We start from the raw sequence: 14,628 nt of genomic DNA, 5'->3' as shown, positions 1-14,628 counted from the left end.
ACCTTATACCTCAAAGAGGAGTCTTGTAGGGTCCTCTACCATTTCTTTGATTTTAACGAGGAACTGAACTGCTTCCTTTCCATCCACAATTCTGTGGTCATAAGAAAGAGCTAAATACATCATAGGGCGAATGACAATTTGGTCGTTCACAACTACCGCGCGTTTGACGATATTGTGCATCCCAAGAATTCCGGATTGTGGAGGATTAAGGATTGGCGTCGACATCATCGAACCATAAACCCCACCGTTGGAGATAGAGAAAGTTCCACCTTCCATATCTTCGAGTGCGATTTTACCGTCTTTTACTTTGCCAGCAAGTCTTGCGATCTCTTGTTCCACGCCAGCAAAACTCAGTAGGTCGGCGTTACGCACAATCGGAACTACAAGGCCTTTCGGTCCACCTACAGCCACTCCGATATCATAGAAGTTTTTGTAGACGATGTCTGTTCCTCGGATCTCTGCATTGATGGCAGGAAAAGCTTTGAGAGAGGCAACCACTGCTTTTGTGAAGAGGGACATGAATCCAAGACCCACACCGTGAGTGTCTTTGAACTTGTCTTTGTATTTATTACGAAGTTCCATAATCGGAGACATATCCACTTCGTTAAACGTAGTGAGGATGGCTGCTGTATGTTGCGCTTGCACCAATCGATTAGCAATTGTTTGGCGTAGCTTTGTCATTGGAACGATAGTTTCTCTTGGGCCATTGTTCGTATTGACTACGACGGCTCTTGGGATTTCTGGACTTGCCGCTGCCTTAGGAGCAGAAGTAGTGCTTGCACCACCTTTTTCCAAAAATAGAATTACATCTTCTTTTGTGATTTGGCCGTTGCGACCGGTTCCTGTAATCTTCGTTACATCTAACTTATTTTCTTCGATGAGTTTGCGAGCAGCAGGAGGAAGTTCGTCATTCACTTTGCCTGTGTTAGGTTGCGCTGCCGGGGTTGCTGCTTGCGGAGCAGGTGTTCCCGAACTTGCGGGAGCTACTGCCACAGCACCTTCTTCAATGACACCCATGATGTCTCTTACATGAACCACATCTCCCACCTTTTTGGAGATGGATTTTAAGACTCCACTTGTCGGAGCAGGAATTTCTAATGAGACTTTGTCTGTTTCTAAAATAGCGAGCACTTCGTCTACTTTTACGGCATCGCCTTCTTTTTTGGTCCAAGCACTGATGGTTGCTTCGGTTACGGATTCCCCCATCTCGGGGACTTTGATTTCTATTGCCATGAAATATTCCTTAGCAGGTTTTTAGAGAAAAATAGCGTTTTTGAGGAGAGAGATCCCATTTGAATCTAAGACTACGGTAACTTGTGAGAAGGTAAAAACGCAAGCGGAAAAAACGAAAAGGCCTTGAGTTTCAGTTAGATTGCCTTGGCCTAGTGGTATGATCCGTTCTTTTCAAGGCCATACACCTTCTCTCCACCCTACGGCCTGGGTGGCACCCTCTGCCGACGTGCTTGGAAAAGTCACAATTGGCGAAGAGTCTTCCATTTGGTTCCAATGTGTACTCCGTGGTGACGTAAATACCATCACCATTGGCAAACATGTCAACATCCAAGACATGACTTTGGTACATGTGGCAAGAGATCTATTCCCCGTTACGATTGGAGATTATGTATCCATTGGCCATCATGCGACCATCCACGGTTGTGTTTTGAAAGACCATAGTTTTGTGGGGATGGGGGCTATGCTTATGGACGATGTGGAGATCGGCGAATGGTCCTTTGTGGGTGCCGGATCCCTTGTTCCTCCAGGAAAGAAAATTCCGCCGGGAGTTCTCATTATGGGCAGTCCCGCCAAAATCATCCGCGACATCACAGACAAAGACCGCGAGATCATCACACGCACGGCAAACAACTACGCGAAGTATAAAGAAAACTATCGCACAGAAGGAATTGGGGGCACCTCCCTTTCTTAACAGAAAGGGACCGGGCTATCCGCTCCAATCTTATCGCATCCGCGATAAGGATTTCCGCTTCTATCCCTTGTGCGGGGAATCCAAACCATTGAGGCGAAAGGATTCCTTTATTAATTCATGTTAGTTGAGATCTTGGCCTATTTTATCGTGACCGAATCTAAAATAAAGAATGTATGAGTGATGATATTTTTCCAATCCTCTTCTGGAAAATTGGGATGATACACTAAACTCATATTGATTCTGTAAGTTTCTTTTTTATCATTCTTTTGATAGAATGCGATTAGTTTCGTACCCAATACCTTTCCGGGTCCCAAAAGGATGGTCGTTTTGTCCGTTTTGAATTTTAGAATTTCCAACCATTTAACCATTTCATGGGGTGATTTCTCAAACTCATTGGTTTTGGCTTCTTCAACAAGTTGTTCAAATGTAAATCTACTTTCAGGAATAATGGAAACAGCAATCATAATGGAGAAACATTCTTTTTCATTTTGACAATCGATTCTAAAAAACGTAATTGGATATTTGTCTTGATTATGTAATGACTCCGATCGGTTTGCTAGGTTCGGAATCGAGATGGTCATGTCACCTACCACCTGTTTCTCAGCAGGTATGAATTTGACTCCTCGATAACTTTTATCAAGATTTGATTCTTGTTTGAACTTAAGATTGAAAACTGCTTTTTGGATTTCTTGTTTTACCGAATCAAAGTCATCAAATAAAAAAATAGTATAGAGATCGGGTAAGTCCTTTTTGTGAACTGCTGTAACAATGGAATATTTATAGCCTTGTCCAAATTCTGAAGTTGCCTCAAGAAAAAAATTGGCGCCCCAGTCCGCATTAAATAAAGACAATGTATCTGCGGATAAATCACTCTTATTGATTTTGTCCATACACTGGCATACGTTTGCTGCGGTGGTTAAGGCTTGTTGTTTGTACAATCCAATCTTTTCAAAATCAACGCCATCCATTTTGGGAGCCGGTAAACCAACGAAATAACGAATTTCAAGTTTCTTTATACTGTGTTTGATGGCATAATCATAATACAAATTTGGATTTTCTTTAGTCTCTATCTTTTGGAAGTCTCTGCTAAAGCTAAATTGGAATTGATAATCCTTTATTATTTTTTCAAAAGATTCGCCTTGCCATGTAAACAGGGAAAAACTTGGAAACAAAAATAAAAATATATAGAGGATGTTTGGTTTCATTTTACACCTTCAGTTTAGGCCAACTGGTAATTCACTTTCCTTAAATCACTGAACCGACAATCATCGAGATAAACGTAAAAGAATGTAAATAATTTTATTCCCCTTCCTAAAAAACGGTACAAAATGGTGAGTTTTAATTGGTAATTAATCCAGTTGACCAAAAGGCAGAAATTTAATTTTTATTCGATAGAGGACAAAGTTTGTACACAATCATTCGTTTCGAAAATGTAGAATTCGCACACGTTCAAGTAGAGAAGGGGGGACAAAAATCCTTTCCCTGTGGTTTCGATTCCTCCAAACACAGAATGGAAAAATCATCCCTAAGGTTGGATCTAAAAAAAATCCGAGTGGCTGTGGCTAAATCTGCCAACGCCGATTCTGATATCTGCGGAATCTGTGTGGGGGCTTTGTACTCCCTGTAACTTGGATGTCCGACTAGGTTGGAAATCCGCTTGCCGAAGCTTCTGCGGTTCGGTAGAACATCCTGAAGTTATGAAATTATCTTACCCATTGGCCTTGGTGTTTGCCTTAACATTCAGTTTTTCCTGCAACTTACATTACTTTTCCATAGCGAACAGAAACTCAGTCAATACAAACGCCAGTGAAATACTGATGCGGGGAAAGATACGATTCAATCTGATTCGTTCGGAAGAGGCAGCAAAACCAAATTTATATAATTCTTCCGTTGTCGAATATGAACTTGCAAAATCAGAATTGTTTGAACTGAGTAAAACTTCCAAATTAGATTTAACATACACATCATCCACGGGAATCAACTACGGAGGAATATCGACGGTTCTCTTCCTTCTCACCTTAGGTATATTCCCATCTCTAGAAGAATCTTATTCCAATGTAACCTTTACCCTTTCTGACAGAGATAGTCGAAAAATCATCCGGGATTATACTTACCCAATCCAAGGAAGAAGAATTATCTCTTGGTTAACCATTCCATTCTATATTGTTTTGCCTTTGGTTTCTGATTCATTCGACGGAGGAGCCAATAACACGACCTCTAGTTCCTCCATACGTCTGTTAGTGGAATCATTCGAAGCCGATTTTGTAAAAGATTGTAAGGAAAATCCGGAATTACTCCAAAAGTTTCAAACGCTTAGTAAAGAACTAATGGAGTTGTAAAATCTATAACAGATACTTTTGTTAGTTGACGATTTGATTCGTATTTTCAAAAGTTAGCTGGTGAAATTAGTATATTTGTTTTTGTTCACTTTTTTTTTGATTCAATGTAGCAATCTTGGAAAATCTGGGATTGGCGAAGAAACCATGCTTGGTCGGGATATTTATGATGAAACTTCCATATATCTCGGAATTTATGCCCAAGATTTAGCGAAAGATAGTTTCAATTTTTCCCGAAGGTTGTCAGACGTTGCATTACTGGCTCGTTGGCCTGATGCGATGGGTGTGAGTTATCAAAAAAGGGATTTGTCATTTAATCGAAAACAGGCGAAGGCTTGCATTGCTCTTTCCTCAAGTTACCTTCTCGCCACAAAAGATCCCACGAGGACTTTAGTCATTGCTGCCAGCTGCAAATTAGAACCAGTCGCAAACTATCCTGTTCATTAAAAACAAATCATGGTATAGGTTTTTGAATCCGAAAATCTTTCCATGAAGACAATTTCTTATTGATAAAGACAGTTTCGTAGATTCCCGTATACCCCCATTGACAAATATCAACAAGGTTTGTGAATAAAAAATGACAACCGAGTTGCTACAAAATCCCATATTCTTAGTTTATAGTATGTTAGTTGATAATTGTTGAATGATACTAAGTCCAGATATTCTATCTGGTTCACTCGGTAATACACTCAAGTATCATACTTAGGGATATAAATTTGAAAAATGTAAAAGTGAATTTAGTGGAAAATGTACTTACCGAGTCGGACGTTATCATCTCTCGCACCGATGCTAAGGGTTTGATTACCTATGTTTCTCCTGACTTTGCACGAATCTCCGAATACAGTGCAGAAGAAATGATCGGAAAACCACATAATATCGTGAGACATCCCGATATGCCGAGAGTTGTCTTTGCGGAACTTTGGGATTACATTAAGGTTGGCCTTCCTTGGACTGGGGCTGTGAAGAATAGAGCCAAATCAGGAAACTATTATTGGGTCGATGCTACCATAACCCCCATACTCAATGAAGAAAGGAAGGTTGTCGGTTTCGTATCCGTTCGGAAAAAGTTACCGGAAGCAAAAAAAGAATTTTATGACCAACTATACAAAAAGATGGGCAAAAGTTCTATTTTCTTTTGGAAAAAAAATAAGGTCGTTAAGAATCTACGAACCACCAAATTCATCGATGTTTTCCTTGTTGTTTTGATTTCTTTACCATTTTTAGTTCTCTTTTGGTTTCATTTTCCCGAAAAACCGTTGTACTGCGGTGTTTTGTTTATTTTGCAAACATTGATTGGTTCTGGTTTTATTCTGATTCTATCGCAGAAAAACAAAAAGTTACAGAAAGCTACAGAATCAGTGATTTCTGTGGCTTCCGGAAGATTTCAATATCCTGATCATTTCCAAAATGATAGTCGGGATGAAGTGAAAATCATGTTACTCTCTATGAAAAGTATGAGTATCAATCTTTGGGGAATCATTTCTCAAATCCAAAAGGCAAGTCATGTTTCCATCCGGATCTCTGAAGAATTGACTGATCTCACAAACCACTTTTTTACATCCACACGTTCGATGGCTTCGGGAAGTGAAGAGGCGGCAGCTTGTATGGAAGACCTTACTTCCGCGCTCACCAATATCAAACATATCACAGCGGATCATTCAGTCATCATGTCTGACATCAAAGATTATATGAATGCAGTGAATTTAAATTTGAGTGGAACACAAACTGCTCTAAAGGGTTTGGATGAGTTGTCAGTAGCCTCAACCAGAAAAGCCGATTTAGGAAAACAAAAAATTTCTGATTCTCTGGAAGGAATCGATGCGATCAAAAATGTTTCTAGTAAGATCTTAAATATTGTTTCCATCATTACAGAGATTGCGGATCGAACCAACTTACTTTCCTTAAACGCATCCATTGAGGCAGCAAGAGCAGGTAATGTCGGTGCTGGGTTTGCCATCGTCGCAAAAGAGATGATGAGTTTGAATGAACAAATTGCGGTTTCTGCCGAAGAAATCAAAAATTATGTAGATGAAACATTGTCAGTGATCAAGTCAACTTCGACAAAGGTACAAGAGGCTTCTTTGGAGATTTTTTCTTTATCTGATTTGTTTCATGAAATTAAATCCATTTTAAACAAAGTCACCGCTTCTTTGTATCACGACTTACAAGAATCCACTCGAGTTAAGTTTAAGTTGGAATCCGTGGACGAACAGGTTAAAAAAATTGACCACTCGGTTTTAGAAGCAGGAATTGCTTCCAAACAAATATCGAATATTTTGCTCGGATTGTCAGAACAGGCTCAAGTGATTGCTTTTAAATCGGAGACTCTCTATGAAAAAAGTTCTCTCGTGGTTTCCGAACCCAAAAAGATTATGGATTTAGTAGAGCACTATCACACCGGGAATAACGAAAGTTTGGAATTGATTCCTTAGATTGTTTCGACGATCCTGAACTTTGAGCCACTCCCCAATAGGAGAGTGGTTTATTGTTTTTGGTTTTTAGATTCGATCCACTAACAAAACTGTAACGTCGTCTGCAAATTCATTGGATCCCACATAGTCTCTTGCTTCTCGGATGAGTTCATCAGCAGACTTCTGGGTTTCAAGAGATTTTGATTTTTGGATGGCCTTTTGGAATAATTCTTCATCATAACGTTTGTTATGATCCTTAGACATATGTTCTGTGATCCCGTCTGTATACATCACAAGGCGATTCCCCGATGTGAATGGGAAAGTTTTTTCTTCATAAAACAAATCAGGAATGAGACCTAAGATTTTCCCTTTCACATCTAATTGGATTAAGGGTGAGTCCTTTTTATCTAGTAAAAATGGAGCGTGGTGGCCTGCATTGGCACAAAGGATGGTATTTGTTTTCAAATCAATGATTCCGTAAAACGCAGTAAGAAAGTTCCCTGCCAATTTCCCATACAACATATGGTTCAGTGTTGTTAAAAATAAAGAAGGGCTCAGTTTGATGTCAGGTTCAAAATTTTTTAGAACCATATGTGCCATTGCGGCAAGGACCGCTGCAGAAAGCCCATGACCAGATATGTCGGCAATCAAAATAGAAAATTTAGAATCTTCCAATTGGGTTACATCATAAAAATCCCCACCCACTTGTTCTAGAGGGATATGTGCCACACCATACGAGAGTTTGTCGGAGCTCGGCAGGATGGAAGGCATGATTTTTTTCATGATATTTTTCGCACGATTCAGTTCTTTTCCCGTATCCACAATTTGGTGGAAAAGTTGTGCATTTTTTATGGTGCTACTGAGTCTTGCTGCAATATTTGTGAGTAAGTCCAAATCAGAATGTTGGAAAGCATACCCGGAAAGTTTGTTATTGATACTAATGACGCCAAGTAATTCGTTTTGAAAGATCAATGGTGCGGAAATCAGAGATTTGGATTCAAATTTATAAGGGGAGAGTTTGTTGTAACGAGGATCCAAATCTAAGTTGTGGATGAGTAGGCTTTCTTTTTTTTCTGCCACCCAACCTGCGACTCCATTTCCGTAAGGAACTTTGATTTGATCATACGCATCTTCTGGAATTCCTTTTGCGGAAAGAATGCTCAATTCTTGTTTTTCGGAATTGGCAAGGTAGATTGTACCGGAAGAGGCACCTAAGTATTCCAAAACTCGATTCAGAATCCATTTTCCAAGTTCGTTTAAACTTTTTTCAGAAACAGAAAGTCTCTCAAATTCATATAACAATGATAATTCTAAGATACGTTTATCCAAACTATCTTTTATATTTGCATTTTGGATGGCAGTGGCTGCTACTTCGGAAAGAGAAATTAAATATTCTAAATCTGATGCATCAAAAATTCGATTGTTTGTTTTATTGATGACTTCTAGTGTTCCAATCAGCCTGTCCTCAACAAAAAGAGGAACACAGATAAGGGACTTGGTTTTGAATCCAGTACGTCTGTCCATACTCGCATTGAACCTTGGATCTTGATACGCGTCTTCCAAGGCAATGGGTTTTTTCTCGCGAGCCACCATTCCCACAATCCCTTCACCTAACTCTAACCTAGCGTATTCCTGGATGATCTCACCCTTTTCTCCAAGAGCCACTTCGCAATAGAGAAATTCCTCATCTTCTAAAAGAAAGAGGGAGCTTGCTTCCGCCTCTAATAGATCTTTGGAGTATAACATGATGAGTGGTAGAAGTTGGTGCAAATCAAGGTTTGCATTCAGAATGGAGGAAATATGGAGTAAGCTACGAAACTTACTGAGGCTAGTTTGCGAATCTAAGGACATGGGGTACAAACCTATTTTTCTCTTAGATTCCAATCCGTCGATTTAGAAATTCACTGCAGATTTTTTCCGAAGCCCGGAAATCGGTAGAAAAAATACTGAAAGATTCAGATTTTTGTGCATTTTGTAACATTTACACTCACTCTTATTGACTTGAATCAATGAGGAAAGGGTTGGTTGGATTTAGAATAATACCAAAGGATACGGAAATTTATGAAACTACCGAAACTAAAAACCTTGTATATTTGCCTTCTAGTCTTTATGGCCGTGGGTCTTTTGAATGTTTGTTCGGGACAAAAGACAGAAGAGGCAAAACTCACCTACGCACCTGAAGTTCCGCCTCATATCGATAGAACTAACGAAGCCAAAGTCATTGTAAATATGGAAACCGTGGAAGTTGTCGGCCGGCTTGCCGATGGCGTTGAATATACATTCTGGACCTTTGGAGGTTCTGTTCCTGGCCCCATGATCCGTGTCCGAGAAGGAGACGATGTAGAATTCCATTTAAAAAACCACCCTTCTAGTAAAATGCCGCATAACATTGATTTGCATGCAGTGACTGGGCAAGGTGGGGGAGCTGCAGCTTCGCTCACCATTCCTGGACACGCTTCAAAATTTTCTTTTAAAGCAATTAATCCTGGTTTGTATATTTATCATTGTGCAACTTCCCCTGTGGGTATGCATATTGCCAACGGTATGTATGGTTTGATTTTTGTGCAGCCAAAGGATGACCTTCCGAAAGTTGATAAAGAATACTATGTAGTACAAAGTGAGTTTTATACCAAAGGAAAAAATGGAGAACCTGGACTCCAACCATTTAGCATGGAAAAGGCGATCACTGAAATCCCTGATTATGTTGTTTTCAATGGTTCCGTGGGTTCTCTAGTAGAAGATCGTGCCATTACTGCTAAAGTGGGGGAAACTGTCCGTCTCTTTGTCGGAAATGGAGGCCCCAATTTGGTTTCTTCCTTTCATGTCATTGGAGAGATTTTTGATAACGTGTATACTGAAGGAGGAATCCTTCCGAACCAAAAGAATGTACAAACCACTTTAATTCCTGCGGGTGGTTCTGCAATTGTTGATTTTAAAGTAGAAGTCCCAGGAACCCTCATTCTCGTTGATCATTCTATCTTTAGAACATTTAACAAAGGTTCTCTGGGAATGCTAAAGGTAGAAGGAGAACCAAATGCTACTGTTTATTCAGGAAAACAGGATGATACTGTATATCTTCCGGAAGGACCTGCCATCCAAAGAATGATAACTGAAGTAAAACCGAAATCTTCAGCGAAAACTCCGAAAGAAATTTTGGCCAATGGAGAAAGGGTATATAAATCAGTTTGTGCTGCTTGTCATATGAAGGAAGGTCAGGGTGTTGTGGGAGTGTTCCCGCCGCTTGCTAAGTCGGATTATCTCAATGCAGACAAAGGTCGTGCCATTCAGATTTTAAAAAAAGGTTTGAGTGGGCCCATTACTGTGAATGGACAAAAATATAATAATGTAATGCCCCATTTAGAACTTTCCAATGAGGAAATTGCCAGTGTCCTAAGTTATGTTTATAACAACTGGGGAAACAAAGGGACTATGGTCACTGAGGCAGAAGTGAAATAAATTCAAAATTTAAGAGCCAAACAATGAATCGTTTATTCTTTTTTATCTTTTTGATTATATCGGTTTCTCTTTCCGGCGAGATGGTAAAAATCCCTGCCGGAAATTGGAGGCCTTTTTTAAAGGATACAGATTCTAAGTTAGGTGCTACAATTCGAATTAAAAGTTTTTTTTTGGATTCTTATCCCGTTACAAAGAAAGATTACTTTAAATTCATCCAAGAAAATCCTCAGTGGAAACCAGGAAAAATTTCTCCCCTCTTTGCAGATGCTGGTTATTTGGGAGATTGGAAGGGAAAACCACCTGAGGAACATCAAACTAATTCTCCAGTCACCTATGTTTCCTGGTTTTCTGCCAATGCTTATTGTTTATGGAAAAGTAAAAGACTTCCCAAAGAATCGGAATGGGAATATGCAGCCAGTATTCCTCCTACTTATAAAAATAATAAAGCAGTGGAGGCAGTGATTTTAGATTGGTATGGGGAACAAAAACCTGAGTTTCTTCCTTCGGTAGGTAAATACAAAAATAAATTTGGTGTATATGATCAACATGGAATGATTTGGGAGTGGGTGTATGATTTTAATAATACTTCGGTGACTGGAGATTCGAGACAAGATAGTGATTTAGAAAGCAACTTGTTTTGTGGTGGCGGTTCACTTAAGGCAAACGATTTTTCCAATTATGCATCGTATATGCGTTATGGGTACCGCGCGGGCCTAAAGGGTTGGTATACTGCAAAGTATTTAGGGTTTCGATGTGCATCAGATTTTAACATTAAGGATAATTCATTATGAAAATTTTATTTATTTTAAGAGTATCAATTCTTTTTCTTTTTTTGAATTTCTACGTTAGTTGTGATGATCATAATTCTCATGGAGATCATCACCATCACGGCGAAGATCCAATGCTTGCTGCCAGTGAAGGTTCGAATGCGGGACTTTTTGAATTAGGGTCGAGTTGGAAAACGGAGTCCAACCAAACTATATTCTTAAAACATTTCCAAGGTTCTCCTTTTGTCATTAGTATGTTTTATGCTTCGTGCCAGTCGGTTTGCCCAAGGCTCGTTGCTGATATGGAGTTGTTAGCCAAAAAAATAAAAGATAAAACGGGCAAAGATTCTCGTATGGTGCTTGTCAGTTTTGACTCAGAAAAAGACAATCCTAATGTTCTAAACGCATACAAGAAAAAAATGAAACTCGGAGAAAGTTGGACCTTTCTCTCCGGTAATGAAGAGGACGTACGTTTGTTGTCTGTTGTTCTCGGAATCAATTATAAAAAAATTTCGAATGGAGAATTCAATCATTCTGCAGTGTATAATTTGGTTTCTAAAAATGGATGGGTCGTTTCGCGGGTGGAAGGAGTAGGTTCCAACACTGACGCACTTGTTACTGAATACCAAAAATTGCAGTAATCAGTTTGATTTTCATTTAGTTAAAAATGAAAATGTTAGCTTTGGTTCCTTTGTCGTAGCACAAAGCTTCAACATTTTGTATGTTCTTTCGGCAAGAGTGTTTTGTTCGTCCCAAATCATTTGTTTATTATGAGTTGCTTTCTTTTTATCAAGTTTTTAACTATATCCAATATTTAGATTTGTTAGTTTAGGTGTGTGTATTGAATTCTTTCATTCCATTTCGTTTGTTCCGTTCTTTTGTCATAGTTTTTTGTATTTCTTGTTTTATCCTCTCCTGTAAAAAAGAATCAGACGAAAAAGAAGATTTGGTGACTCTCCTTGGGCTTGGGTTGTATGCCAGATCCTGTGCCGGACAAAACAGTTTTCCTTCGAGTGGCAGTGTTGGAGCCTTAACCAGATTACAAATCCAACCTTCGTTGGCCTCATCCGCCATTACTTCTTATAATAACCCACACCAGGTTTATCCTCCACAAGCGAGTGTTAGTCGAAAAAATATCCTTTCTGTATTTTATCCAGGAACGGGATCCAGCCCTTGCGAAATTGGTGCCATCTTACAACAAGGAGCCACGCGCGGATACCATGTCATTGGTCTCAGTTACCCGAATGGGGAAGCAGTGAATAGTCTTTGTAACCAAGGGGATGCAAGACTTGATACCAATTGTTTTGAAAATTTGCGGAATGAAGTGGTGACGGGAGCTGATGTATCGCCTTACGTATCGGTGGATGTGGCCAATTCCATCGAAGGAAGGTTACTCTCTCTCCTTCAGTATTTGGTATCATCAAGACCTGGTGAAGGTTGGGCGCAATTTATCACTGGAAATAGTATTAATTGGAATTTGGTTTATGTGGGAGGTCATTCCCAAGGAAGTGGTCACGCCGCTTATCATGGAAAACGCAGAGCCGTGGCCCGTGTTTCTATTTATAGCGGGGTTTCTGATTATAGTTTGCAGTTTTCTTCTCTTCCCACTTGGATGGGTGGGGCTCAAACTGCGCCGGCAAATTCCTATTATGGACTCATTCATGAAAACGACACAGTTGCCAACTTTAGCGGGAATGCAAACCAAGTAACAGATGCTTGGTTGAGTCAGTTCTCTATGACAGGGACACTTACAAATACCAGTGTCGGTGCACCTTATGCAAATAGCCATCGTTTGGTGACCAGCGCTTGTAATGGGATGGGAACGGCCGCTTTACATAGCTGTCCTATGACCAATGGATTCCAAACCATTTGGAACTATATTAGTTTTCCTTAGAATCTAGATTCTGTTTTTAAAATGGAGGAAGGCGTTTGAAAATCCATTCTGGGATGATCCGAATGATTTCCATGATGAAACGCCAAGGCCAACGAAGATAAACTAAATCTTTTTTCTCGAGTCCGGCTTTGACAATGAGTTCCGCGGCAACTTCCGGCTGTAAGGTGAGCCAAGGAATCAGGTTGTGTCCCTCGGACATCTTTGTATACACCGGTCCTAGTTGGATGGTTGAAATATGAACCCCTTTTGCAAATAAAAGAGACCGGAGTCCAGAAAGATAAGTTGTTAAACCGGCTTTGGCACTTCCGTAAATATAATTCATTTGTCGGCCGCGAATCCCAGCTACAGAGCTAATCGCAACAATGGTTCCCACTCCTTTCTCCTCCATATCCAGTGAGATGATATTGAGTAGTGACAGAGCTCCGGTGTAGTTTGTGTGAATGGTTTTTAGAAGTTCCGTTTGGTCTTCTCTGGCTTTCTTTTGGTCTTCGTAGTAACCGGCGACAAAAAAAACGATGGAAGGTTTGTCTTTTAAAGACTGATAGAATTTTGAATGAGAAGAAAAATTAGTGACATCCAATTCGTAGGTCTCTATCGAAATAGAATATTTGGATTTTAGTTTCGTTTTTATTTCATTTAACTTCTGTTTATTTCTCCCGGTTAAGGAAAGAAGGAATCCTCGTTTGGCTAAAGATTCTGCAATATGGATTCCAATATCGGAAGTGGCTCCAATGATGAGTGCGTGTTTCATTGATAAAAACCTTGGTTAAAATTAGATTCTAACCATATAAGAAAAACGCAATCGTTGTCACTGAAAATTCCACCATCCATCCACACTACCAGAGCCTGTGAAAGAAAAACTTTCTCCAATTTTTGGAACTTGTAGGTTGAGTTTTAAATCTTGAGAAGCAACAAGCACTCGTTTGATGGGATCATTCCAAGGATGAAGGGATAAAATGAATTTTCCCCAATGGACGGGAACAAAAGATTTGGCTCCAATGGTTTTTGCCGCCAAGGCTGTTTCTTCCGGTCGCATATGAATGAATGGCCAATCGTCACCGTATTGCCCACATTCTAAAAATGCCAAATCAAAAGGTCCATATTTTTTCCCAATGGTTTCAAAAACGGATCCGTATCCAGAATCACCACCCACAAATACTTTGTATTCTCCAATCCTTAAAACATAGGAACACCAGAGGCTTTTGTTTCTGAGTACACTTCGTCCAGAAAAATGTCGTGTGGGTGTGGCTGTGACGTTTAGGTTCGATACAATTTCTTTGGACTCAAACCAGTCCAACTCTACAATTTTTGAAAGTGGGACTCCCCAGGAAAGGAGATGCGCCGATACACCTAACGGAACAACGATGGTTTTTGTTTTGGGATGTAGTTTGAGGATTGTTTCATAATCTAAGTGGTCATAATGATCATGAGTGATAAGTAGGATGTCCAAATCAGGCATATCCTCTGGTAAATAAATATCTGTTCCTTCAAAGGATTGAACGGCAAAGGGAACCGGGGACGCATAACCAGAAAAAACGGGATCCACTAAAATCTTTTTTCCTTCGGCAAGTAAAAGATAAGAAGAATGTCCAAACCAAATGTATTGCGGTTTGGTTGCATCCAGTTCCTTTAAATTGACTTTTACGGAGGGAACGGGAGAGGAGGGCCGAATGGAATTTGGTTTTTGCCAATATTTGATGGCCATTTTAAAATAAGAACTGTTAGGTGCGAGCATCTCTGTATGTTCTAAGTTTTGAAAACTACCAGATTGAAAGTGTTCTGACCTGGAAATCCGTTTGAGAAGGTCGCCGTGGGGAAGTTTGCCGAGAGTTGTAGCCAA

The 14,628-nt window shown here is 39.8% G+C and carries 14 protein-coding genes; 9 read left to right on the top strand and 5 right to left on the bottom strand.

Features of this window, described 5'->3' with window-relative positions; genetic code table 11:
* Positions 1-3: 3 nt before the first annotated feature.
* Positions 4-1,233, bottom strand: a complete 1,230-nt coding sequence (gene odhB / locus JWG41_RS05965) for a 2-oxoglutarate dehydrogenase complex dihydrolipoyllysine-residue succinyltransferase (RefSeq protein ID WP_205269027.1) — start codon at positions 1,231-1,233, stop codon at positions 4-6.
* Between the two features lie 157 nt (positions 1,234-1,390).
* Here odhB and JWG41_RS05960 point away from each other — a divergent pair, with 157 nt between their 5' ends.
* Positions 1,391-1,924 carry a gamma carbonic anhydrase family protein gene (locus JWG41_RS05960; protein ID WP_039927404.1) on the top strand — a complete coding sequence of 178 codons (534 nt, stop codon included), beginning with the start codon at positions 1,391-1,393 and terminating at the stop codon, positions 1,922-1,924.
* Between the two features lie 137 nt (positions 1,925-2,061).
* Here the strand turns inward: JWG41_RS05960 and JWG41_RS05955 are convergent, their stop codons facing one another.
* Entirely contained in the window at positions 2,062-3,129 is a 1,068-nt protein-coding gene (locus JWG41_RS05955) for a hypothetical protein (protein WP_205269026.1), read from the bottom strand.
* Between the two features lie 200 nt (positions 3,130-3,329).
* Between JWG41_RS05955 and JWG41_RS05950 the strand changes: the two genes are divergently transcribed.
* The 4 genes from JWG41_RS05950 to JWG41_RS05935 all read left to right on the top strand — a co-directional run bounded on the left by JWG41_RS05950 (position 3,330) and on the right by JWG41_RS05935 (position 6,692).
* A complete protein-coding gene (locus JWG41_RS05950) occupies positions 3,330-3,551 on the top strand; it encodes a hypothetical protein (protein ID WP_205269025.1) in 222 nt (73 codons plus the stop codon).
* A gap of 70 nt (positions 3,552-3,621) precedes the next feature.
* The gene (locus JWG41_RS05945; protein ID WP_205269024.1) at positions 3,622-4,263 is read left to right on the top strand and encodes a hypothetical protein; all 642 of its coding nucleotides are present in this window, start codon (positions 3,622-3,624) and stop codon (positions 4,261-4,263) included.
* A gap of 60 nt (positions 4,264-4,323) precedes the next feature.
* Positions 4,324-4,707 (top strand): hypothetical protein, encoded by a 384-nt coding sequence (locus JWG41_RS05940; protein WP_205269023.1) that lies wholly within the window; start codon positions 4,324-4,326, stop codon positions 4,705-4,707.
* A 269-nt stretch (positions 4,708-4,976) separates the two neighbouring features.
* Positions 4,977-6,692, top strand: a complete 1,716-nt coding sequence (locus tag JWG41_RS05935; protein ID WP_205269022.1) for a methyl-accepting chemotaxis protein — start codon at positions 4,977-4,979, stop codon at positions 6,690-6,692.
* A gap of 66 nt (positions 6,693-6,758) precedes the next feature.
* Here the strand turns inward: JWG41_RS05935 and JWG41_RS05930 are convergent, their stop codons facing one another.
* Complete coding sequence (locus JWG41_RS05930) at positions 6,759-8,522, bottom strand: GAF domain-containing SpoIIE family protein phosphatase (protein ID WP_205269021.1); 1,764 nt, start codon at positions 8,520-8,522, stop codon at positions 6,759-6,761.
* Between the two features lie 210 nt (positions 8,523-8,732).
* On the opposite strand from JWG41_RS05930, the gene nirK reads away from it, so the two are divergent.
* The 4 genes from nirK (at position 8,733) to JWG41_RS05910 (ending at position 12,788) form a co-directional block, all read left to right on the top strand.
* Positions 8,733-10,127, top strand: coding sequence for a copper-containing nitrite reductase (gene nirK / locus JWG41_RS05925; RefSeq protein ID WP_205269020.1), 1,395 nt, complete (start codon positions 8,733-8,735; stop codon positions 10,125-10,127).
* 23 nt (positions 10,128-10,150) lie between these two features.
* Entirely contained in the window at positions 10,151-10,918 is a 768-nt protein-coding gene (locus JWG41_RS05920) for a formylglycine-generating enzyme family protein (RefSeq protein WP_205269019.1), read from the top strand.
* Positions 10,915-11,535, top strand: coding sequence for an SCO family protein (locus JWG41_RS05915; protein ID WP_205269018.1), 621 nt, complete (start codon positions 10,915-10,917; stop codon positions 11,533-11,535). The genes JWG41_RS05920 and JWG41_RS05915 overlap by 4 nt, the downstream gene beginning before the upstream one ends.
* A 200-nt stretch (positions 11,536-11,735) precedes the next feature.
* On the top strand, positions 11,736-12,788 hold the full coding sequence (locus JWG41_RS05910) for a BPSS1187 family protein (RefSeq protein WP_205269017.1): 1,053 nt from the start codon (positions 11,736-11,738) through the stop codon (positions 12,786-12,788).
* A 16-nt stretch (positions 12,789-12,804) separates the two neighbouring features.
* Here the strand turns inward: JWG41_RS05910 and JWG41_RS05905 are convergent, their stop codons facing one another.
* Positions 12,805-13,539, bottom strand: a complete 735-nt coding sequence (locus JWG41_RS05905; RefSeq protein WP_205269016.1) for an SDR family NAD(P)-dependent oxidoreductase — start codon at positions 13,537-13,539, stop codon at positions 12,805-12,807.
* A gap of 57 nt (positions 13,540-13,596) precedes the next feature.
* Positions 13,597-14,628: an MBL fold metallo-hydrolase gene (locus JWG41_RS05900; protein WP_205269015.1), complete on the bottom strand. Its 1,032-nt coding sequence runs from the start codon at positions 14,626-14,628 to the stop codon at positions 13,597-13,599.

The organism is Leptospira chreensis (assembly GCF_016919165.1).
In the GTDB taxonomy this organism is placed as follows: Bacteria; Spirochaetota; Leptospiria; order Leptospirales; family Leptospiraceae; genus Leptospira_A; species Leptospira_A chreensis.
This window is presented reverse-complemented; position numbering and strand designations above follow the sequence as displayed.